Origin of the sequence: Microbacterium sp. SORGH_AS_0969, assembly GCF_030818255.1 — a bacterium.
Classification (GTDB): domain Bacteria; phylum Actinomycetota; class Actinomycetes; order Actinomycetales; family Microbacteriaceae; genus Microbacterium.
Genome location: NZ_JAUTAG010000001.1, coordinates 938,679 through 961,122 on the forward strand (window position 1 = coordinate 938,679; position 22,444 = coordinate 961,122).

Here is a 22,444-nt window from a genome sequence, read left to right on the forward strand (position 1 = left end):
CACACGGCGCCCGGCCCGCGACGTCCGACGTCAGCCGATGGCATCCACCTGAGAGACCCACTGGTCCCACGAGGTCTGGGCGTCCTGCGTGTTCTGATCGACGCGCAGGAGCGCCTTCGACATCGCGTCGTTCACCTGGAAGTAGTACTGGCCCTTGAACGGGGTCACCGACACGGCGTTCGCGCGGTTGGTGAAGATCTCACCGATCGCCGCGTCGCCGAAGTAGGCGTTCTTCGCACCGAGGAGCTCGGGCGACTTCAGCGCGTCGACCTGGCTCGGGAAGGTGCCCGCCTGCTCGAAGAACTTCACCTGCTGCTCGGGAGAGGTCAGCCAGTCGGCGAGGGCCTGCGCCTCGGCGACGTGCGGGCCGTTGGCGGGGACGGTCAGGTACGAACCGCCCCAGTTGCCGCCGCCGTTGGGGAAGACGTCGGCGATCTTCCATCCCGAGACCTCGGGAGCGTTGCCCTCGATCTGCGTCAGCATCCAGCCGGGGCAGGAGAGCGTCGCGAACGCGCCGTTCGCCATGCCCGCGTACCAGTCGGTCGACCACTGCTCGAAGTGCGCCGACTGCGTCTTGCTGGCGTCGAGCGTCTGGGTGTAGATCTTCTTGACCTCGGGGTTGGTCGTGGCGGTGATCTCTCCCGTGTCGGGGTCCTCGTAAGCCGCCTCGACCTGGTTGATCATGCCCTGGTACACGCTGCTGGCGGAGTCGAAGAACGGCTTGCCGGTGGCGGCGACGTAGGTGTCGCCCATCTCGAAGTACTTGGACCAATCGCCCTGAAGAGCGGCCGCGACCTCGGCCGGGTCGGAGGGGAGGCCCGCGGCCTCGAACAGGTCGGCGCGGTAGCAGATGGCCTCCGGGCCGATGTCGGTGCCATAGCCGATGAGGTTGCCGGAGGAGTCGGTCGCGGCCTTCGACTTCCAGTCGAGCCACCGGTCCTTCAGGTCGTCGGGCACCGGTGCCAGCAGGTCGGAGTACTTCATGACCTCGGGCAGCCAGTCGACCTCGATCGCCTCGATGTCGGCCAGGCCGGTCTTGCCGAGCTTCTGGAAGTAGTTGGCGCGGGCGTCGTTCGACTTGGCCGCGCGGTTGTGCACGATCTTTACGTTCGGGTGCTCGGCGGTGTACGCGTTCAGCAGCTCGTCGGTGTAGCCGAAGTCGTTGAAGGTCGCGACGGTGAGGGTGATCTCCTCGTCGCTGCTGCCGGCGGCAGCGCCCCCGCCGCCGGAGCAACCGGCCAGCACGAGGGCAGAGGTGGAAGCGACGGACGCCGCCAGGGCGACGCGGCGCAGGGCGCGTGATTTCACAGGACACTCCTTTGTGGTGGATGCGAATCGACAGAGCGATCAGCCCCCGGCCTCGCGTGTGGGAGCGCTCTCATCGATTTCGTCGAGAGTATGGGATCGCTCCCACGACGTCAAGAGAGCGCTCCCACATCGTTACGCGCCGCGCTGTCCCGCAAGGAGCCTCGCGAGACTTCATCGCGCTGACAAACCCACTGCAGCCTGCAATGGAGATGTCAGCGGGATGCTGTCTCGCGGCCAGATCGCCGAGACCCCGTCCGCGACCGCGGCAGCCGGGGCGCCCTGCGTAGAATGGGGGCACAACCCCACCGACTTCTGGAGCTGCTGTGCCCACCATCGTCGTTGACGTCATGCCCAAGGCCGAGCTTCTCGACCCCCAGGGGAAGGCCGTCGCCGGCGCCCTGTCGCGTCTGGGTGAGAACCGCTTCTCCGACGTCCGCATCGGCAAGCGCTTCGAGCTCACCGTCGAGGGCGAGGTCGACGAGGCCACGCTCGCTCGCGCTCGCGAGCTCGCCGACGAGATGCTCTCGAACACCGTCATCGAAGACGTCGTCAACATCGAGGTCGTGGAGTGACCGCCCGCATCGGGGTCATCACCTTCCCCGGTTCGCTCGACGATCGCGACGCCCAGCGCGCGATCCGTCTCGCGGGCGCCGAGCCGGTTGCGCTCTGGCACGGCGAGCACGACCTGAAGGGCGTCGACGCCCTCGTCCTGCCCGGTGGGTTCAGCTACGGCGACTACCTGCGCGCCGGCGCGATCGCCGCGTTCGCGCCGATCATGGCCGAGGTCAAAGACGCCGCGAGCAAGGGCATGCCCGTGCTCGGTATCTGCAACGGCTTCCAGATGCTCGTCGAGGCCCACCTGCTCCCGGGCGGTCTCATCCGCAACGCCCACCAGCAGTTCATCCGCCGCGACCAGCGCCTGCGCGTCGAGAACGCCTCGACCGCGTGGACGAGCGACTTCACCGAGGGCGAAGAGATCGTCATCCCCCTCAAGAACGCCGACGGCGGCTACATCGCGGATGCCGAGACCCTGGCGCGCGTGAACGGCGAGGGCCTCGTCGCCTTCCGGTACCTCGGCGTGAACCCCAACGGATCGCTCGATGACATCGCCGGCCTGACGAACGAGCGCGGCAACGTGGTCGGCCTGATGCCGCACCCCGAGCACGCGGTCGAGCCGGGCTTCGGCCCGGGCACGTCTGCCGCCATGCGCTCCGGCGTCGACGGGCTGGGCTTCTTCACCTCGGCGATCTCGGCCGTGGTCTCCGCCGCCGCCTAGCCGCACCCGCATTACCGCAGGACCGGCCGCTGCGCCGGTGGATCATGCGAAATCTCACCCGGGTCACTATCGTTCTCCGTACCCGCATCCCGATATCGCGCTTCCCGACCTCCCCATCGAGCCCGCGGATGGCGAGCCCGGCACCCGTCGCCGCGCGCCCGGGCGGAGAGAGGATGTGCCGATCGTGGACGTGCCCGAAGGTGGCGATGCGCTTCGCGCGGCGTCGGCGCAGACCCTCCTGCGCCTCGAGCCCGGACACGGTCAGCCGATCGCCCGCCACCTGACCCTTCTCGCCGAGGTCGATCCGGGGCCTGCGCCGCCCGTCTGGACCGACGCGCGCGCCGGCGTCCTCGCCAGCATCCTTGCCGCCCGCGCGCGGCGCGACGCCCTCGCGGACGGCCTGGCCCTACCGCAACGCTACTTCGAGGACGGACGCCTGACACGGCCGGCTTCGATGTCGACCAGCGCGCGCTCGCGTCTGTACGCGAGCGTGAGCGAGTACTGCTCCGCCGCCGGGTGGCCGCAGATCGCGGCACGGTATGCGGCCGAATCGCTGCTGTTCGCCGAGACGGATGCGCAGCGGTACCGGGCCCACAGCGTGCACGCGCTCGCTCTCGCCCTCAACGCGGAGTACATCGCCGCCGCGGAGGCAATCGAGCAGGCCCACGCCCTGTTCGCGGCGCACGACTGGCACGACGACGACCTCTCGCACTGTCTGTGCCTCGGAGAGGCGATGCTCGCTCTCACCCGCGCCGACGTCGGACGTCTCCGCGAACTGGCCGACGCGCTGCAGAGGACGCCGTCCGACCAGCCCTACTGGAACTTCGGTGCGGCGGTCATGCGCGTCGCCGCGCACTTCTTCGATCGGGACCTCGCGGCGGGCCTCGCCGAGAGTCGCCGACTGCTCCACGCCTCCGATCGCGCCAGGAGTCCACGGTTGCAGCGCGACCTCCTGCTCGGGATGCACGCCGACATGCTCGCCCTGCACGGCGAGTTCGACGAAGCGCTGGCCGTGCTCTCGACGGGGGTCACCCAGCCCGGGCACGCCGTGTGCTTCCCGATGCAGCGGGCGGCGACGCTCCTGCTCACGGGAAGGGAGCGCGAGGTCATCGAATCGACGAACGCCTGCGTCGCGATGCACGACGAGCACTGCCTGCGCACCCTCACTCCTCTCCTCACCCGCCGCGCCGTCGCCTTCCTTCGCCTGGGCCACCTTCGTCGCGCTACGCAGAGCATGGAGTCGGCCATCGTGCTCATCGCACGGACGGGCGGATCGCTTATGCCGTTCCTGATGATCCCGAGCGCCGACGCGGCGCGACTGCTCGACCTCGTCGCCGAAGAGCGCGACGACCTCGCCGAGACCATCACCGCGATGCGCGCCGCCCTCCCGGCGCTGGCTGCACGCCAGTCGATGTCTCCCGCCCTGTCGCCGCTCAGCCCGGCGGAGCGGGAGCTCGCGGCCCTCCTGCGGACGGATCAGACCACCGCGGAAATCGCTCGCGCGCGCGGGGTGTCGGTGAACACCGTCAAGTCTCAGATGCGATCGATCTACAGCAAGCTCGGGGTGTCGAGCCGCGAGGAGGCGGTGGACATCCTCGACGTCCACTCGGACTGAGGCCACCCGTCGCATCGACCCGCGTCGATCGATCACGCTCACCCCAGATCCCGCCGTGACAGTGCCGTGAAGTGCGCCCGTGCCCGACACTGAGGCGTATCCTCGCAAATGGACCGCTCACGGGGGCAGCGGGTTCCGACGATCGCCCGCGGACCCGAAACCGCGCCCGACCGCCGCCCACAGAGGCGCTTTTCCGTATAGCCGTCGCGCACGCTGTGTCCACGCGCCCGTGTTCGCCTCTGGAGGGCCTCATGAGCGACCCCGAAAGCTCGACCGATCCCGGCACCGCGTTGCGGGCGGCCGCCGCGCACACCGTCCTGCGCCTCGAGCCCGGGCACGGCCAACCGCTCGCGCGCCACCTGGCGCTGCTCGCCGAGGCGGAGCCCGGACCCCCTCCGCTGCTGTGGACCGACGCCCGGGCAATGATGCTCTCGGCCGTGCTCGTCGCCCGCGCGCGCCACGACGCCCTCGGCGAGGGGCTCGACCTCGTCTCACGCTACTTCGACACCGGCCGACTCACGCGGCCCGCAGCCCTCTCGGGACCGGTCAGGTCAGGGCTCTTCGCGAGCGTGGCGGAGTACTGCGCCGCCGCGGGGTGGCCGCAGCTCGGCGGGCATTACGCGGCTGAGGCGTTGTTGTTCGCGGAGACGCCGGGGCAGAGATATCGCGCGCTCAGTGCACAGGCTTTGTGCTTGGGGTTGAATGCCGAATACCCCGCGGCCAGACGAGCCATCCACGAAGCGTGGGCGATCTTCGGCGCAGAGAGGTGGGGTGCCGCCGACGTCTCGCACTGCCTCTTGCTCGGCGAAGTACTCGTCGCGGTCAGCCGTGCCGACGTCGAGCGGATGAGAGAGATAGCCGACGAACTCGAGCGCGCGCAGCCCGATAACCCGTATTGGGCGTTCAGCGCCGGAATGGTCCGCGTCAGCACCACGCTCATCGATCGAGGTGCCACCGCGGGCCTGTCGCAATGCCGCGAGCTGCTGCACGGTTCCGGTCGATCGCGCAGCTTTCGCATCACACGCGAGATCCTCCTCGGGGTTTACGCGGACATGCTCGCTTCCCTCGGTGAGTTCGAAGAGGCCCTCGCCGTGATCTCGCACGCCGTGACCCACCCGGGACACGCGGTCTGCTTCCCGATGCAACGAGCGGGCGTCCTGCTGCAAATGGGACGCGAGCGCGAACTCATCGACATCACCAACGCCTGCGTGGCCCTGCACGACGAACACTGCCTACGCACGCTCACCCCGCTGCTCACTCGGCGGGCGGTCGCCTTCCTGCGTCTGGGGAACGAGAAGCGCGCGGTGCAGAGCATGGAGGCAGCCGTATTGCTGATCCAGCGAACGGGTGGGTCGCTCACGCCGTTCCTCATGATCCCGCTCTCCGACACCGACCGCCTCCTCGACCTGGTGGCCTCCCATACACCCGACCTGGCTCCCGCCGTCACCGCGACGCGACAGATGCTGCCGCGCGTCGCCGCCTCCTCTCCCTCGGTCGACGCCCTCTCCGCTCTCACGGCCACGGAGCGCGAACTCGCGCACCTCCTCACCTCGAGCCTGAGCCTGGCCGAGATCGCGCGCGTCCGAAGCGTGTCGACGAATACCGTGAAGTCTCAGGTCCGCTCGATCTACGGCAAGCTGGGGGTGTCCAGCCGCGAAGAGGCCGTCGGGATCCTGCGGGGTTCCCCGACGTGAGCCGCCGCTCGACACGAACGAGGAGCCCATGGCAACGACCGATCAGGATGCCGTCATCGACCGGATCCTGGCTCTGTGGAGCGGCGACCTCGAGACGCTTCCGTCCGAGCCGCGGCTCGCGGAGCTGACCGGCGCGAGCCGCGCGTCCGTTCGCGAGGCGCTCGTCCGGCTCGAGGAGCGCGGATACGTGCACCGCACGCAGGGCACCCGCACCACGCCGAATCGTCGACTCCCGCACGTGGGTCGTCGGATCGACGAGCAGTTCGACCATTCGCTCTCGATCCGCTCGGCCGGGTACGAGCCGCGGCTCGAGGTCGTGGCATCCGAGGTCCGGGTTCTTCTGCCCGGCGACCCGCACCGCTACGACGACCTGCCCGACGGCACGCGCGTCTTCCGAACGGTGAAGGTCTGGAGCGTTGACGGAACGCCCTACGCCCTCGCGGAGGACCTCGTGCCTCTTGCTCGCGACATCGACCTCGACCCGCACCGACCCGTGTTCGAGCTGGCCGAGGAGGCCAATGGCATCCATGTCGCGTGGGAGACGCTCTGGGTCGACGCGGTCGCGCTCGATGCCGCGCGCGCGGAGCTGCTGTCGACCGAGCCCGGCGTGCCGGTGGTCGAGATGACGTACTGCGGCTACGGCACGGGCGACACGGTCGGGTACTGGTCGCGCGAAGTGCAGGTCGCGGCGCCGGCGGGACTGCGCAACGCCTTGATCCGTCGAGTACGGCACGATCGGGGCGTTTCGGGGTCGTAACGAGGTCGTAAACGTGTCAGACAAGATGGGACAAAACTTGTCTGACAGGTATAGCTTCGTGGCATGCCCGAGACCCTCACCCCCCACGCACTCGCCGCCGAGACCGTCACCGCCGAGAACTTCGCCCCGTTCGGCGTCATCCTCACGCCGATGGCCGACGGCACGCCCTTCACGTCCGAGGAGGCCGTGCTCGACGTCTCGGGTGGCATCCCGCGCTTCTACCTGATGTCACTCGACGACAAGAAGCCCGAGTTCGTGCGCGTCACGCGTCACCTCGAGACGACCCAGACGCTCATGGCGGTCGGCGACGTCGAGTGGACGATCGCCGTCGCACCCAAGGGCATCGACGAGCCGACGCTCGACGACCTGCGCGCGTTCCGCATCCCGCCGCGCACCGCGATCACGATGCTCAAGGGCACGTGGCACGCGGGCCCGTTCTTCGACGAGCCCAGCATGGACTTCGTCAACCTCGAACTCGACGACACCAACGTCACCGACCACCACAACTTCCGACTCGACGACGCGTACGGCGTGCGGGTCGTCGTCGAGTGAACACGCTCGAACCGCGCCCCGACGCAGCCGCCCGCCTGGCCGCCCTCGAGCGCGAAGCGGCGCACCAGGAGCGACTGAGCGCCGGCGACGAGCGGGCGTGGGTCGGCGAGAGCGACGGCGAGCACCCGGTCGTCATCGTCGGCGCCGGCCAAGCCGGGCTCGTGCTCGCGCGCGGACTCCGGCGGCGCGGGATCGACGACGTCGTCGTGATCGACGCCGCCCCGGTCGACGCCACCGGTCCGTGGACGACCTACGCGCGCATGCACACGCTGCGCACCCCCAAGGACATCGCCTGGCCGACCTGGGATGTTCCCGCGGTGAGCCCTCGCGCCTGGTTCGAAGCCGTCTACGGCGAAGACGCGTGGGAGGCCATCGCGTTCTTCCCCACGGTCGCGTGGCAGGGCTTCTTGCAGTGGTACCGGGTCGTCTCAGGCATCGAGGTGGTCGGGTCCACCCGCGTCGGCGCGATCCGCCCGACCGAGCCCGACGGTCCGCTGCGCATGCACCTCGACGGACCCGACGGCTCCTGGGTGCTGCTGGCCCGCCACGTCGTGCTCGCGACCGGCATCGAGGGGGCGGGCGGACGCCACATCCCGGCGCTCCTCGGTGACATCCCGTCCGACCGCGTGCACCACACGCACGACGACATCGACTTCGCCGCTCTCGCGGGCCTGCGGATCGGCATCCTGGGGGCGGGCACGGGCGCATTCGACAACGCCGCGACCGCCCTCGAGCACGGCGCGGCCTCCGTCAACGTGCACATGCGACGCCCCGCCATGCCGCAGGTCAGCCCGTACCGCTGGATGGAGTTCGCCGGCCTCATCGAGAACTACGGTTCGTTCACCGACGAGCAGAAGTGGGCGTTCAACGTCCACCTCTCGGCCGTCGACCAGCCCGCGACGCAGAACGCGATCTGGCGCGCGCACGCCTTCGACGGCTTCCGATTCCTCACCGCTTCGCCGTGGCAGAGCGTCGAGTGGGACGGCAGCGACATCGTCGTGACGACGCCGCATGGCATCCATCGTTATGACGTCGTCTTCGCCGCGACGGGGATCGTGGCCGACCTGGCTCGACGCCCGGAGCTCTCAGCGGTGGCCGCGGATGCCACCCTCTGGAGCGATCGCCTCAGCCCCGAGGCCGCGGCGCAGAACCCGGGGCTCGCCGCGTTCCCCTACCTCGACGACGACTTCGGCCTCGTGGACCGCCGCGGAGGGGAAGCGCTGTCGCGGATCCACCTGTTCAACCACGGCGCGCGGATCAGCCAGGGGATGCTGAGCCATCAGATCCCGGGTCTCGTGGGCGGGGCGACGAAGCTCGCCGCCGCGCTCTCGCGGCGTCTTTTCGCGCAGCGCTCCGACGAACTGCTGGCCGAGTACCTCGCCTACGACGTGCCCGTGGGCGTTCACGTCGGCCGACGCGCGCAACCCGCCTCCACGGGCGAGACGCCGGCGGTAGCGTTCTCGGGATGACGACCGCGACCCCCCTCACCGTGTCCGTGCCCACCGCCCAGCTCCGCGATGACCTCGGCGAGCTCCCCGACGGCGTCGAGGTGGTGATCTGGGACATGAAGGATGCCGCCCCGCGCGAGCGTTTCGACATGGTGGTGCCGCCGTACATGTCGATGGACGGGGTCGTCGAGGCCCTGTCGAGCGTCGAGGTCGGGCTCGTCCAGAGCCAGTCGATCGGCTACGACAACGTCGAAGGACGCCTGCCCGAGGGGCTCGTGTTCGCGAACGCGTCGTCGGTGCACGAGACCGCGACGGCAGAGCTCGCCGTGGCGCTCGCCCTGGCCGCGCAGCGTCGCCTCCCCGAGTTCGTGCGTGCGCAAGACCGCGGCGAATGGATCGGCGGTGGCGCGCCCGGTCTCGCCGACCGTCGTGTGACGCTCCTCGGTTTCGGGGGCGTCGGTCGCGCGATCGCCGCACGTCTGAAGCCGTTCGAGCTCGAGCTGCGCGCGGTCGCCTCGCACGGGCGCCTGCAGGACGAGGTCGAGGTCTTCCCCCTCGGTGAGTTGGCCGAGGTGCTTGCCGACACCGACATCCTCATCGCGTCGCTCCCCGGCGGCGACGCGACCCGGCACATCATCGACGACGCGGCGCTATCGGCACTCCCCGACGGCGCGCTCGTGGTCAACGTCGGACGCGGCCCGCTCGTCGACACCGACGCTCTCGTCGACCACGTGCGACGCGGCCGGATCCGGGCGGCGCTCGACGTGACCGACCCCGAGCCGCTGCCCGCGGGGCACCCGCTGTGGAGCCTCGAGGGCGCCCTCGTCGTCCCGCACGTGGGAGGAGCGACGGATGCCATGCGCCCCCGCATCGCTCGCCTCGTGCGTCGGCAGATCGACCGCCTCCGCGCCGGCGAGGAGCCGCTGAACGTGGTCCTCGGCGGCTGACGCCCCGCCCCGCGGCGCCGGCGCGCGCCGCCCCCGCACGTCCAGCGTTGAGTGTCCAAGACACGCCGTAATGGCCCCGGCAGTTGCGGCGTGTCTTGGACACTCAACGGGGGGCGGGGGCGGCGACGGGACGACGTCAGGCGCGGAAGCCTGCGGGGTTCGAGAGCAGGTCGGCGAAGGCCAGCTCGGCGGGGCCGACGAGCATCAGGCGCGAGCGCAGGTGGGCGCGCTCGAGGCGGATCGTGCGCCCCTCCGCGCCTAAGGGGTGCACGCGCACCGCTTCGGCCAGGCGCTCGCGACTCACCGACAGCAGGGCGCCGAGGTAGCCCGAGAGCACCACGGTCTCGGGGCTGAAGGCGTTGACGAAGTTGGTCAGTGCGACCGAGAGCACCTCGACCTGACGGGTGACCTCGGCCATCACGCGGGGATCGCGAGCGACCCCGAGCTCGACGTCGAGCTCGTCTTCGTCGAGCTTGCGGCGCCCGAGGAGCGGCTCGAGGAGGTCGAGGCTGACCTCGGCTTCGAGGCATCCCTTCCTCCCGCACACGCAGCGCCGACCCCGAGGGTCGACGACCGTGTGGCCGAGCTCGCCCGCGTAGCCCGAGGTTCCGCGCAGCAGCGTGCCGTCGATGATGAGCCCGCCGCCAATGCTGTGCATCGCGCCGCCGAGGTAGAGGAGGTTGCCGACGCCCACCCCGACGCCGAACCGCGACTCGGCGAGGGCACCGATGCTCGCGTCGTTGCCGGCCATGACCGGCATGCCGAGCTGATCGCTGAGGCGGGCGGCGACCGGGTCGCGCTTCCACCCGAGCGTCGGCGACACGAGGACCGAGCCGTTCGCGTTGACCAGACCCGGCACCGCGAGGCCGGCACCGACCACCCGGTAGTGCCGGTCGATGTCGGCGCGCATCGCCTCGACCGACGATTCGACGATCTGCACGAACCGGCGCGGCGAGGGAGCGCTCGCGGTGTCGTGGCGCAGGCGCGCGTGCACCACGCCGCCGAGTCCGACGAGCGCCACGGTCACCGCGTGCGGCTCGGCGCGGACGCTCAGGGCCGCGACGTGGTCTTCGGGTTCGATGTCGAGCGTGGGCCGCCCGACCTTGCCGGTGCGCTCCCCGCCCGGGGCTTCGCGGACGAGCCCCAGCTCGGTGAGCTCCATGACCAGGCCGGTCACGGTCGAGCGGTTCAAGCCGGTGGTGGCGCCCAGCTGCGCGCGTGAGAGCGCTCCCCGCGAGTGAAGGAGCGACAGCACGGACGCGAGGTTCTGCTGGCGGATCAGGTCGTTGGTCGTACGACCGGCCGGGGGTGCGAGCGGCGTCGCGGGCTCGAACACGGCAGGGGTCATGAGGGGCGCACCTCCCCCATCATTCCATCGGAGCCGGGCGGATGGGGAGCGGGCCCCGGGGCCACGCTCCCCATCCGATCACGCACCGCCGTTGCGGCGCTTGTTGAAGATGTCGAACGCGACGGCCAGCAGCAGCACGATGCCCTTGATCGCCATCTGCCAGGCGGCATCCACACTGAGGATCGACAGACCCATGTTCAGCACGCCCATGACGAGGCCACCGACGACGGCGCCGATCACGGTGCCGATGCCGCCCTGGACGGCCGCTCCACCGATGAACACGGCGGCGATGGCATCCAGTTCGTAGTTCTGACCGGCGGATGCCACGGCGCCACCGGCGCGAGCGGTGCTGACCACGGCGGCCAGGCCCGCGAGCACGCCCATGTTCACGAAGATGAAGAAGTTGACCCACTTCGTCTTCACACCGCTCATCACGGCGGCGAACAGGTTGCCGCCCATTGCGTAGACGTGACGACCGAAGGTCGTGCGGTTGAGCACGAACGTGTAGGCGAGCACGAGCACGGCCAGGATGATCAGCACGATCGGGGTGCCGTTGTAGGCGGCGAGGGTGAAGGCGACCGCCATGATCGCGACCGCGGCGATGGCGTTCTTCGCCCAGAACGACCACGCGACCTCGCGGGGCAGCTCGAGACGACGCAGCGTCGCCCGCGTCCGCAGCTGCTGGGCGATGAGCGCGACCACGGCGACGAAACCGAGGACCACCGTCAGGGAGTCCCAGACGCCGACGTAACCGAGGATGGGCGGCAGCCAGCCGGCGCCGATGGCGGTGAAGCCGTCGGGCAGGCCCGCGATGGTCCCGCCGGTGAGCAGCACCAGGGTCAGGCCGCGGAACAGCAGCATGCCGGCGAGGGTGACGATGAACGCGGGTATGCCCACGAAGGCGACCCAGAAGCCCTGCCAGGCACCGACGACGGCGCCGACGGCGAGCGAGAGGATCACGGCCAACCACCACGGGAGGCCCCATTGGTTCATCGCGATCGCCGCGATCGCCCCGACCATGGCGACCACCGAACCGACCGACAGGTCGATGTGCCCGGCGATGATGACCATGACCATGCCGATCGCGAGGATCAGCACGTAGGCGTTCTGCTGGATGAGGTTGTTGACGTTGCCCGGCATGAGCAGTCGCCCGCCGGTGAGCACCTGGAACAGCACGATGATGATGACCAGGGCGGCGAGGATGCCGAACTGACGGAAGTTGATGCGCGACAGGATGCCGCGGCGACGCGGCCCGGGCTGGGTCGGCGCTTCGACCGTCTGGGTGGATGCGGTGGCCATTGCTGTCAGTTCCTTCCGGCGGTCATGTGCCGCATGAGCGTCTCCTGGGTGGCATCCGCGCGGCTGACCTCGCCCGTGATGCGTCCCTCGGAGATGGTGTAGATGCGGTCGGAGAGGCCGATGACCTCGGGCAGCTCCGACGAGATGACGATGACGGCCTTCCCCTGGGCCGCGAGTTCGTTGATGATTCCGTAGATCTCGTACTTCGCGCCGACGTCGATGCCGCGGGTGGGCTCGTCGAGGATGAGCACGTCGGGTCCGGTGAACATCCACTTCGACAGCACGACCTTCTGCTGGTTGCCGCCGGACAGGCGTCCGGTAATCGCGGCGACGCTGGGGGCCTTGATGTTCATCTTGTAGCGGTACGAGTCGGCGACCTTGTACTCGCGGTACCGGTCGACGACGCCCAGACGCGCGAGGCGGGCGAGGGCGGATGCCGAGACGTTGACCTGGATGTCGCCGATGAGGTTGAGGCCGTACTTCTTGCGGTCCTCGGTGGCGTAGGCGATGCCGTGCTTGATCGCCGCGTCGACCGTACGTACGTCGATCGGCTGGCCGTTCTTGTAGACCTCGCCCGAGATGCCCGTGCCGTACATGCGGCCGAAGATGCTCATCGCGAGCTCGGTGCGGCCGGCACCCATGAGTCCTGCGAAACCGACGATCTCGCCCGCTCGCACCATGAACGAGGCGTTGTCGATCACGACGCGCTCGGTGTCGACGGGGTGGTGCACGGTCCAGTTCTCGACGCGGAACAGCTCGTCGCCGATGTCGGGCTCGCGCGGCGGGAAGAGACTGTTGAGGTCGCGACCGACCATCGCGCGGATGATCCGCCCTTCGTCGGTGTCGGGATCGTCGCGGAGCATCGTCTCGATCGTCCGGCCGTCACGGATGATCGTGATGCGGTCGGCGATGCGGAGCACCTCCTTCAGCTTGTGGCTGATGATGATGCAGGTGATGCCCTGGTCGCGGAGCTGATCGATGAGGTCGAGCAGGTGCGCGGAGTCGTCGTCGTTCAGCGCGGCGGTGGGCTCGTCGAGGATGAGGAGCTTGACCTCCTTGGCCAGCGCCTTGGCGATCTCGACGAGCTGCTGCTTGCCGACGCCGATCTCGTAGATCTTCGTCGCGGGGTTCTCGCGCAACCCCACGCGCTTGAGGAGCTGGGCGGCCGCGGTGTTCGTGGCGTTCCAGTCGATGACGCCGCGCTTGGCCTTCTCATTGCCGAGGAAGATGTTCTCGGCGATCGACAGGTACGGGCTGAGGGCCAGTTCCTGGTGGATGATGACGATGCCGGCCGCTTCGCTGTCGTTGATCGAGCGGAACGCCATCTCCTCGCCCTCGAGGGTGATGCTGCCCTCGAAGCTGCCGGCCGGGTAGACGCCGCTCAGCACCTTCATGAGGGTGGACTTGCCGGCGCCGTTCTCGCCGCAGATCGCGTGCACCTCGCCCCGGTGCACGTCGATCGAGACGTCGGCGAGCGCCGGGATGCCGTTGAACGACTTCGAGATCCCCGACATGCGCAGGATCGGTTCGGTCATGGTTGTCCCTCCGTCAGGGATCGAGCGGCGGGACGGGCCGAAGCCCGCCCCGCCGCGAGGGGTGGATCAGAGTCCGACGTCGGACGCCTTCAGGAAGCCCGAGTCGATGAGCTTCGACTGCACGTCGTCCTTGGTGACCACCTCGGGAGTCAGCAGGTACGAGGGGACGACCTTCTTGCCGTTGTCGTACGTCTTGGTGTCGTTGACCTCGACGGTCTTGCCGTCCTTGATCTCCTGGATCATCGTGAACACGCGGTCACCGAGGGCGCGGGTGTCCTTCCACACGGTCATCGCCTGAGCGCCGTCGAGGATCGCCTTGACGTTGGCCTTGTCGGCATCCTGGCCCGTGATGATCGGGTAGTCGGCGCCCGGGGTGTACCCGGCCGACTTCAGCGACGCCTCGATACCGATGGCGAGGCTGTCGTTGGGCGAGAGCACGACGTTGACCTTCTTGCCGTCGCCGTAGAACGACGAGAGGCGGTTGTCCATCTCGGCCTGGGCCTTGTCGGACGCCCAGCCCTGGATGCCGATCGACGCCCATGCGTCGTCGTTCGCCGGGGCCTTGCCGCTGGGGACGACCAGCTGGCCCTTGTCGACGTACGGCTTCAGCACGTCCCACGCACCGGCGAAGAAGAACTTCGCGTTGTTGTCGTCGGGGCTGCCGGCGAAGGGCTCGAGGTTGAACGGGCCCTTGCCGTCCGCAAGGTCCAGCTGCGTCTCGATGTACTGGCCCTGGAGGGTGCCGACCTTGTAGTTGTCGAAGGTGGCGTAGTAGTCGACGTTCTCGCTGCCGTTGATGAGGCGGTCGTAGGCGATGACCGTGGCGTTCTGCGCCTTGGCCTCCTGCAGCACCGGGCCCAGGGTCGATCCGTCGATCGCGGCGATCACGAGGATCTTCGCTCCGCCCGAGATCTGGTTCTGGATCTGGCTGATCTGCTGGTCGGTCTTGTTGTCGGCGTACTGCAGGTCGACGGTGCAACCGGCGTCGGTGAGCTTCTTCTGGAGCTGCTCGCCGTCGTTGATCCAGCGCTCGAGGCTGCGAGTCGGCATCGCGATACCGACGTTGCACTCGGTGCCGCCGGCGGCGTCGCCGCCACCGGAGGTCGCGCGCTCCGAGCTGCACGCTCCGAGACCGACGGCGAGAGCGGCGATGGCCGCACCGGTCAGGATTTTCTTCAGCATGTGATCTGCGTTCCTCTCTGAACTGCAGGGACCCCCATGGTCGTACCCGTGCCCTCCCCGGCACAGATCGGGTACGCCTTCGTCCCGGCTCTCTGGTTGCCGTCGCAATTATGACGGCTCCGAAAAATTATCTAGCCGCAGGGGTTTTGTCTATAGCCACGTCAAAATTCACCCCGGCCGTGATCAGACCGTGACCGAGACAGACCCGCGGAATCGATGAGGCGGGCCATCGTCCGCCCCCGTCGGATCGCGAGGTGGGGCCCCGGCTCACACCCGCTCGGAGAACTGGCCGTCCGAGTCGGCAAGCGCGCCGAACAGCGCAATCGGAAGGTGCGAGGTCTCGGCGTCGATCGAAACGGCGACCGCAGCCGACCCGAGCGTCACCACGTGCGACAGCACGACCGCCCCGTCATCGGCGAAGACCTCGAGGAGCATGCCGTCGAGGACCACGGTCAGCTCTCCGGCGCCGTCACGTACGAGCGGAGCGACGCTCGTTCCGGCGAAGTCGGAGTGAAGGGCCATCGCCGCCGATCCCGCGCGCGTGACCGACAGGGTCCGCACTCGCGGATCGTGAACGATCTCGACCGTCGCGTCCCCCTCGCCCTCGAGCAGCACGCGGACGACGCCGGACTCCCGCGGGTCCCAGCGCAGATCGAGCACCCCGTGCGGGATCGCCGCGAACGGGGCTGCACCCGTCACCGCGGCAGTCCGCATCGGCGGCAGCACCGCCGGGCGCTGCACGAGACGCGGCACGCCGTCGACGCGGCGCAGCCCGAGAATCCGCGGCAGCGACATCGCCCCGCGCCACGGTGAGGTGGGCATCTCGTGGGCGTACCGCCAGTTGCCCATCCACGCCAGCATCACCGCGGCGGCCCCGGGGGCATCGGCGAAGGTGACTCCGGCGTAGCAGTCCCGCCCGTGATCGAGGGGCGACAGATCCGCGGCATCCGCGTGAAAAACCCCGTCGGACAGGTCGCCGACGACGTAGTGCATCGCGGACCCGCGCGGGTCGGCGTGGTCGCCGACGGGATTGGTGCTGAGCAGCAGCACCCACGCCGACTCGGCCGAGTCCTCGACCGGCAGCCGCACCAGGTCGGGGCACTCCCACACCACGTCGGTCGGCCCGAGCGGACCGAACGATCCGGCCTCGCGCCAGTGCACGAGATCGTCCGAAACGTAGAAGACGACGCGGCGTTGCACGGCCTCGACCGCCAGCATCACCCAGCCGCCGCCCGGAAGCGGAACGACCTTCGGGTCGCGAAAGTCGCTGCTCCCGCGGTCGAGCACCGGGTTCGCGGCATCCGGTCTCCACGTGTATCCCCCGTCGATGCTGGTGGCGCGGGACTGGGCCTGAATGCCGTGATCGTACGCGCTCGTGTAGAACGCGGTCAGCGTGCCGTCGGGCGCCGAGACGACCGAGCCCGAGAAGATCTGCTCGCCCGGGCGGTGTGCGAGAGCGACCGGGTGCTCGTTCCACAGCACCAGGTCGGCGCTGGAGGCATGGCCCCAGCTCATGTTGCCCCAGTCGTTGCCCTCGGGGTTGTACTGGAAGAACGCGTGCCAGCGCCCATCGACGTGGATGAGCCCGTTCGGATCGTTCATCCAATTCCGCGACGGCGCGAGATGGAAGCGCGGGCGCGGAAGCGTCATAGCGACTGCCGGCGGACGGTCGGGCAGTCGATCAGTCGACGTGACCCGGTGGCGGAAGCGTCCAGCCCGAGCAGAGTCCGTACTCCGGCGGCGCCGAGCTCGTAGTGCGGCAGCGCGACCGTCGACAGCGGAGGTCGCAGGTGCGCGGCGATGACGTCCTGGTTGTCGAAGCCGATGACGGCCATGTCCTCGGGGATACGCAGCCCGCGCTCGCGCAGACCGTCGTAGAGGCCCATCGCGACACGGTCGTTGTGGCAGAACACGCCCGTCGCCCCGGAGGCCACGACCTCAGCGACCACGTCGTACCCGCCCTCCTGCGCGGGATCCGCATCGAACACGAGCGCGTCGTCGACCGCGATTCCGGCCTCGTCCAGCGCAGCGCGGTAGCCGGCCAGACGTCCATCCCGCGCGGGAGACGGAGTGGTCGTGTTGACGAAGGCGATCCGGCTGTGTCCGGCCGCGATCAGTTCTGCCGTGGCCGCGCGACCCCCCTGCTCCTCGTCGGGGACGACCGCGGGGAACGAGTCGTCGTCGCTGAAGCAGTTCACCAGCACGGTCTCGCTCTGCCGCAGCGCAGGGGGCACGGCGATCTCGCGGTGATACCAGGTGGAGTACAGGATGCCGCGCACCTGATGCTCCAGCATCATCGCGATCGCGTCGTTCTCGACCGCGCCGTTGCCCTCGGTGTTGGCCACGAGTAGCACGAAGCCGTGACGCCACGCCTCGTCCTGCGCGCCGTGGATGATCTGCCCGGCGAAGGGCGTCGTGGCGATGGCATCCGCTACGAGACCGATGAATCGCGAGCTGCCCTCGGACAGGGTCTTCGCCAGGGCGTTCGGGCGATAGCCGAGCGCCGCGATCGCTTCGTGCACACGTCGGCGGGCGTCGTCGCCGATGCGCGCCCCCGGCTTGTCGTTGACGACGTGCGACACCGTCGCCACCGACACTCCCGCCGCCCGCGCCACGTCGCGCATGGTCGTGCTCATCCCTTGGTGGCTCCGCTCTCCAGGCCCGCGATCATCGCCTTGTTCAGCACGAGGAACACCAGCAGCAGCGGCGTCACCGTCACGCACACGGCGGCGAACGTCGCTGTCCAATCGGTGTTGCCCATGGCTCCGATGTAGTTTTGCAGGCCGAGCGGGATCGTCTTCAATCCGTCCGACAGAACGAACGTGTTCGCGAAGATGAAGTCGTTCCAGATGAAGATGCTGTTGACCAGCACGACCGTGATGATCGTGTTCACCGACAGCGGCGCCGTGATCTGCAGGAAGATACGGTACGGCCCTGCGCCGTCGAGAGAGGCGGCCTCGTACAGCTCGCGCGGGATGTACTCGTAGAACGACGAGAACAGGTACACGCCCATCGGCAGCGAGAAGGCCGCGAGCGGCAAAATCATCGACAGATGCGTGTCGAGCAGGCCCACTTTCGAGTAGTCGATGAACAGCGGTACGAGCGCGATCTGCACCGGGACGATGATGCCGAGCAGGAACAGGGCGCGGACGAACCCACTGAAGCGGAACCCCAGCACTTGCAGGGCGTAGGCGGCCATCATCCCGGCCACGACGATGAGCGCGCTGGCGCCGAGGGTGACGATGAAACTGTTGGCGATGTTCAGCGCCAGGTTGCCGGTCGCGAACGCGCGCGAGTAGTTCTCGAGCGTCCACTCCGCGGGGAGGGCGAAGGGGTCGCCGCCGGCGAAGTCGCTCGCGGTGCGGAAGCTCGTGAGGAACAGCCACAGCAGCGGGTACACCTGCACCACGACGATGAGGATCACCGTGACGGTCAGCAGGGTCCGCTGCACACGGGCGCGCGGCGACCGGCGCACGGGCTGGGGAACCGTCGCGGGAGACGGAGGGAGGGATGCCACCGGGGCCGGGGCGAGAGTCGTGCTCATCACGCATCCTTTCGACGCAGCAGCAGGAAGATGAGGCCCACCGCGACGAGGCACTCCACCACGATGAAGACCGAGATGGCGCTGGCGTAGCCGTAGTCGGTGTGGACGAAGGCCGTCTTGTACATGTACGTGGTCAGCAGTTCGGACGACTGCCCCGGCCCGCCGTTGGTGAGCAGATAGGGGATGTCGAAGCCGCGGAGCGCGAAGGTCGTGGCCATGACCGTCGTCGTGATCCACACGGGGCGGATGTAGGGGAACCGGATGCGCCAGAACGTCTGCCACCACGACGCGCCGTCCAGCCGCGCGGCCTCCTCGAGCTCTTTCGGCACGGCCAGGAGAGCCGCGTAGATGATGAGCATGTACAGACCGGTGAAGCGCCACCCCTCGGGGATCGACACCGCCGCCAGCACCGTCTGCACGTTCGAGAGCCAGGCCGTCTGGAGCCCCTCGAGTCCCACCCACGCCAGCAGCTGATTCAGCAGGCCGACGGGTTCGAGCGAGTAGATACGGACGAAGAGGAACGCGATCGCCACGGTGGAGATGACCGCCGGCAGCAGATAGAGCGTCTTGACCAGCTCGCGGGCCCGCGGAAGCGCGGTGAGGAGTCCCGCGACTGCCAGGGCTCCACCCAGTTGGAGGACCAGGCAGATCGCGAGGTAGCCGAGGGCGTTGCCGAAGGCCGTCCAGAACACGTCGTCGCGCGTGAACATCTTGATGTAGTTGTCGAGGCCGACGAACTGCAGGGCGGTGATGCCATCCCACTCGAACAAGCTCAGGATGAGGGACTGCACGATGGGCAGCAGGACCGCAGCGCCATAGAGCAGCAAAGGCGGGACGAGGAAGACGGCGACGGCCAAGCCCGAGCGCCGCGGCAGCATCGAGGTGCTGAGCGGACGCCGACGCGGGGAGGGCCGGCCGGCCCCGGTCACCCGGGGCCGGCGCGGAGCGAGCGTGTCAGCCACCGACGTTCTCCGTCAGGGCGGCATCCATCGTGCTGATGAACTCGTCGGGCGTGATGTCGCCCTGGACCAGGAGGGTCAGCTCCTGCTGAAGGCGAGTGTTCGTCGCCGGGTCGAGCTGCGTGTCCCACGGCATCGCGATCTTCGTGCCGACGTCGCCGGCCTGCTCGATCGCCCGCGTGTACAGCGGAGTGGCATCCGCGGGAATCGTCGTCTCGACGCCGGTCGTCGGCGACAGGGCACCGGAGGCGGCGACCTCGGCGGGGTAGCGCTCGAGGGCGAAGTGCAAGAAGTCGCGCACGAGCGGGTCGTACGTGGCGGAGTTGACCGCCATGCCGATGCCGGAGGGAGTCACGTACTCGTTGTCGGCTGTCACCGATCCCGGGATCGTCGGGAGAGTGAAGTAGTCGACGTTGTCACGGACGCCCGCGTCGAGCTTGTCGGTGGCGAGGTTGGCCAGCTCCCACGTGCCGATGTTGTACACCGCGGCCTTGCCCGAGGTGAACTGCGCTTGCGCGTCGGCGTAGCCGGTGGCCGAGAAGCCCTCCTGGAAGCAGCCGGCCTTGCCGAGTCCGGACAGCCACTCGGCGGCGGCGCGTCCGGGAGCGTCGGAGAACTTCGCCTCACCCGTCTTGAGCTTCTGCACGTATTCGGGTCCCGCCTGACGGAACGGGTAGTACGCCATGTACCTCTCGAGCGGCCATCCGTCGGCTCCGTCGAGAGCGATGGGCGTGATACCCTTGGCGCGCAGCGCCTCGCACATCGGGGCGAAGTCGTCGAGGGTGGCGGGAACCGACACCCCCGCCTGGGCGAGGAGGTCCTTGTTGTACCAGAAGAACTCCAGTTGGAACTCGAACGGCACCATGTACAGCGAGCCGTCGTCGAAGCGCTGGTAGTTCAGGGCCGCTTCGCGGTACTCGTCGGACAGACCGAGATCCTTCAGCAGCAGGTCGACGTCGACCATGCGGCCCTGCTGCGCGAGCTTCTGCGCGAAGGGGGTGGCGTCCGTGTCGAAGAGCTCGGGGAGCTTGTTCGCCGCCGCGAGCGTTTCGTACTTCTGGATGTAGCTGGGCCGGTCGGGCGTCGTGATGAGGTTCAACGAGAAGCCGGGGTGATCGGCGGCGTACTCATCGGCGATCTTCTGCATCACGGTGATGACGCCGCCGTCGGCGGGACGAGACAGCAGCCACGAGATCTCGCGGGGTTTCACCTCTCCTTCGGGGTTGACGTCGGTGGGGTCTCCGCCGCCGCCGGTACCGGCGCAGCCGGACAGGACGATCGCGGTGGCGGCGACGAGGGCGGCCCAGGAGGCCGGGCGCAGAGAGCGGGGGTGGACCATGTGAATCTCCGTTGATATGTGTGGTTCGGGCAGGAAAGGGTGGTGCGGGTCAGGAGGAGGCGACGAGGGCGTCGTCAAGCGACGCGACCGCCGCGGCGGCGGACGCCCCGGTGATCTCCAGCGAGAGCACCGTCACGGTGCCCTCGCCGACGAAGACGCCCACGTGGCCGTCGGTGCGGTCATAGAGCCTGGTGCTCAGCGTCACGGCCCCATCGACGGTGGCCACGCACAGGTCACCGTCGACGACGACCTCGAGCCGGTGCGGTCCGGGTGCGAGTGTCACGGGGCGCTCGAGCTCGACGACGTGGGGGACGTCGCCCGAGATCTGCCACTGTTCCCCGCCCGTGCGGCGGCGGGGCCAGCGGTCGAAGACGAGGCGGTTCCGTCGTGGCTCGAGGCGCAGGACGTACGCCTCGTCGCCGTCCGCGCTCGCGCGCAGCAGCAGACCGCACTCGGTCGTGTCGGGGGCGATGTCGACGACGGCATCGACGCGGAAGGCCGAGGGGAGGACTGTCGGTACGAGCAGCTCGGCGTAGCCGTCGGGGGCAGACAGGACGGTTCCGGATGCCGTCGACCCGAGGCGCTCGTGGAAGCCCTCGGAGAGTTCACGCGGCCGATGGAACCGCAGCGAGCCGTCGGCGTTCTGTTCTGCCTCGAGGACCGAGAGGGTACCGGCCCACTGCCAGGGGCCATCGTCGGTGCCTCCCTCGCGGGAGGAGATCCAGCCGAAGAAGAACCGGCGTCCGTCGCGGGCGGCGGACTTGGCGGCGTAGTACGCGCGCCCGTCGATCGTGTCGTTCTCGGGCACCTGCCACGGCCCGTGCAGACTCCGCGACAGCCGATAGCGGGTGGTGAAGGACTCGCTGAACTCGGAGTACACCAGGTACCACCAGCCGTTCCACTCGAAGACCTCGGGGCACTCGTGAGCGATGTATCGCCGCGGGTCCCAGAATGGCTCGACGGGCTCCCACGACTCCAGGTCGCGCGACACGCACTGCGCGATGACTCCGCGTCGGCGGATCGGACCGTCGATGTGACGCGCGGTGATGAGCATGCGCCAGAGCCCGGCCTCCTCATCGCGGAAGACGAACGGATCCCGCCAGTCGGCCGTCTCATAGCCCGCGGTCGCCCCGAACGTGTGCTCCGGGTGCCGGATCCACGTACGCATTCCGTCGACGCTCGTCGCGTGCAGGACCACCTGGAGGGGCAGACCATCGGCACCGAGCTTGTCGGGATTCTGACCGGTGTAGAACACGTGATGGATGCCGTCCGCCTCGATGATGCTGCCCGTGTAGACGTTGAAGTCATCGGCGTGCGGACCCCCGGATGCCAGGGCCCATCCGGTCTCGGTGAACGTGGTCACATCATCGGTCACGACGTGGTGCCACGGCATCCCGATCTTGGGTGTCTGTCGGGTCTCGTGCAGGTAGAAGAGGTGCAGTCGACCGTCCTCCTCGAAGGGGATGACGTCGCCGACCCAGGCGTCGTGCGGTTGGTAGAACCCTCGTCGGTTCACGTGGTCACTCCTCGTCGAGATCGGCACCGATGCAGGTGGTTAATCGGTTACGCAGACCGTAGCAAGGGTCGTCGAGGTTGGTCAAGCGGTTAATCACAGTGATTCGTGGCACCGCACGAGAGCCG

General features: G+C 68.9%; 19 protein-coding genes. 8 read left to right on the forward strand and 11 right to left on the reverse strand.

What is annotated here, in order from left to right; genetic code table 11:
• Positions 1-30: 30 nt before the first annotated feature.
• Positions 31-1,308, reverse strand: a complete 1,278-nt coding sequence (locus tag QE388_RS04295; protein ID WP_307383238.1) for an extracellular solute-binding protein — start codon at positions 1,306-1,308, stop codon at positions 31-33.
• A gap of 323 nt (positions 1,309-1,631) precedes the next feature.
• On the opposite strand from QE388_RS04295, the gene purS reads away from it, so the two are divergent.
• The 8 genes from purS to QE388_RS04335 all read left to right on the forward strand — a co-directional run bounded on the left by purS (position 1,632) and on the right by QE388_RS04335 (position 9,597).
• Complete coding sequence (purS, locus tag QE388_RS04300; protein ID WP_307383241.1) at positions 1,632-1,880, forward strand: phosphoribosylformylglycinamidine synthase subunit PurS; 249 nt, start codon at positions 1,632-1,634, stop codon at positions 1,878-1,880.
• Positions 1,877-2,584, forward strand: coding sequence for a phosphoribosylformylglycinamidine synthase subunit PurQ (gene purQ, locus QE388_RS04305; RefSeq protein ID WP_275801414.1), 708 nt, complete (start codon positions 1,877-1,879; stop codon positions 2,582-2,584). Before purS ends, purQ begins: the two co-directional genes overlap by 4 nt.
• A 184-nt stretch (positions 2,585-2,768) precedes the next feature.
• Complete coding sequence (locus tag QE388_RS04310; RefSeq protein WP_275801416.1) at positions 2,769-4,199, forward strand: helix-turn-helix transcriptional regulator; 1,431 nt, start codon at positions 2,769-2,771, stop codon at positions 4,197-4,199.
• A gap of 251 nt (positions 4,200-4,450) precedes the next feature.
• Complete coding sequence (locus tag QE388_RS04315) at positions 4,451-5,893, forward strand: helix-turn-helix transcriptional regulator (protein WP_275801417.1); 1,443 nt, start codon at positions 4,451-4,453, stop codon at positions 5,891-5,893.
• Positions 5,894-5,921: 28 nt separating this feature from the next.
• Positions 5,922-6,650 (forward strand): GntR family transcriptional regulator, encoded by a 729-nt coding sequence (locus QE388_RS04320; RefSeq protein ID WP_307383246.1) that lies wholly within the window; start codon positions 5,922-5,924, stop codon positions 6,648-6,650.
• A gap of 63 nt (positions 6,651-6,713) precedes the next feature.
• The gene (locus QE388_RS04325) at positions 6,714-7,202 is read left to right on the forward strand and encodes an ureidoglycolate lyase (protein WP_275801420.1); all 489 of its coding nucleotides are present in this window, start codon (positions 6,714-6,716) and stop codon (positions 7,200-7,202) included.
• Positions 7,199-8,671, forward strand: a complete 1,473-nt coding sequence (locus QE388_RS04330) for an FAD-dependent oxidoreductase (RefSeq protein WP_307383249.1) — start codon at positions 7,199-7,201, stop codon at positions 8,669-8,671. Before QE388_RS04325 ends, QE388_RS04330 begins: the two co-directional genes overlap by 4 nt.
• Entirely contained in the window at positions 8,668-9,597 is a 930-nt protein-coding gene (locus tag QE388_RS04335; RefSeq protein ID WP_275801422.1) for an NAD(P)-dependent oxidoreductase, read from the forward strand. Before QE388_RS04330 ends, QE388_RS04335 begins: the two co-directional genes overlap by 4 nt.
• Before the next feature lie 136 nt (positions 9,598-9,733).
• Here QE388_RS04335 and QE388_RS04340 read toward each other — a convergent pair whose 3' ends face one another.
• The 10 genes from QE388_RS04340 to QE388_RS04385 form a co-directional block, all read right to left on the reverse strand.
• Complete coding sequence (locus tag QE388_RS04340; RefSeq protein WP_307383250.1) at positions 9,734-10,945, reverse strand: ROK family transcriptional regulator; 1,212 nt, start codon at positions 10,943-10,945, stop codon at positions 9,734-9,736.
• A gap of 78 nt (positions 10,946-11,023) precedes the next feature.
• Positions 11,024-12,244: a multiple monosaccharide ABC transporter permease gene (gene mmsB, locus QE388_RS04345; protein WP_058595194.1), complete on the reverse strand. Its 1,221-nt coding sequence runs from the start codon at positions 12,242-12,244 to the stop codon at positions 11,024-11,026.
• A gap of 5 nt (positions 12,245-12,249) precedes the next feature.
• Positions 12,250-13,779 carry a multiple monosaccharide ABC transporter ATP-binding protein gene (gene mmsA, locus QE388_RS04350; protein WP_307383254.1) on the reverse strand — a complete coding sequence of 510 codons (1,530 nt, stop codon included), beginning with the start codon at positions 13,777-13,779 and terminating at the stop codon, positions 12,250-12,252.
• Positions 13,780-13,845: 66 nt separating this feature from the next.
• A complete protein-coding gene (gene chvE, locus QE388_RS04355; protein ID WP_307383256.1) occupies positions 13,846-14,961 on the reverse strand; it encodes a multiple monosaccharide ABC transporter substrate-binding protein in 1,116 nt (371 codons plus the stop codon).
• 267 nt (positions 14,962-15,228) lie between these two features.
• Positions 15,229-16,611, reverse strand: coding sequence for a glycoside hydrolase family 32 protein (locus tag QE388_RS04360; RefSeq protein ID WP_307383259.1), 1,383 nt, complete (start codon positions 16,609-16,611; stop codon positions 15,229-15,231).
• The gene (locus tag QE388_RS04365; RefSeq protein ID WP_307383262.1) at positions 16,608-17,597 is read right to left on the reverse strand and encodes a LacI family DNA-binding transcriptional regulator; all 990 of its coding nucleotides are present in this window, start codon (positions 17,595-17,597) and stop codon (positions 16,608-16,610) included. The genes QE388_RS04360 and QE388_RS04365 overlap by 4 nt, the downstream gene beginning before the upstream one ends.
• A complete protein-coding gene (locus tag QE388_RS04370; protein ID WP_307383265.1) occupies positions 17,594-18,505 on the reverse strand; it encodes a carbohydrate ABC transporter permease in 912 nt (303 codons plus the stop codon). The genes QE388_RS04365 and QE388_RS04370 overlap by 4 nt, the downstream gene beginning before the upstream one ends.
• Complete coding sequence (locus QE388_RS04375) at positions 18,505-19,383, reverse strand: carbohydrate ABC transporter permease (RefSeq protein ID WP_307387051.1); 879 nt, start codon at positions 19,381-19,383, stop codon at positions 18,505-18,507. Before QE388_RS04375 ends, QE388_RS04370 begins: the two co-directional genes overlap by 1 nt.
• Before the next feature lie 76 nt (positions 19,384-19,459).
• The gene (locus tag QE388_RS04380; protein WP_307383269.1) at positions 19,460-20,803 is read right to left on the reverse strand and encodes an ABC transporter substrate-binding protein; all 1,344 of its coding nucleotides are present in this window, start codon (positions 20,801-20,803) and stop codon (positions 19,460-19,462) included.
• Positions 20,804-20,852: 49 nt separating this feature from the next.
• Complete coding sequence (locus QE388_RS04385) at positions 20,853-22,319, reverse strand: family 43 glycosylhydrolase (protein WP_307383271.1); 1,467 nt, start codon at positions 22,317-22,319, stop codon at positions 20,853-20,855.
• Positions 22,320-22,444 lie beyond the last annotated feature (125 nt).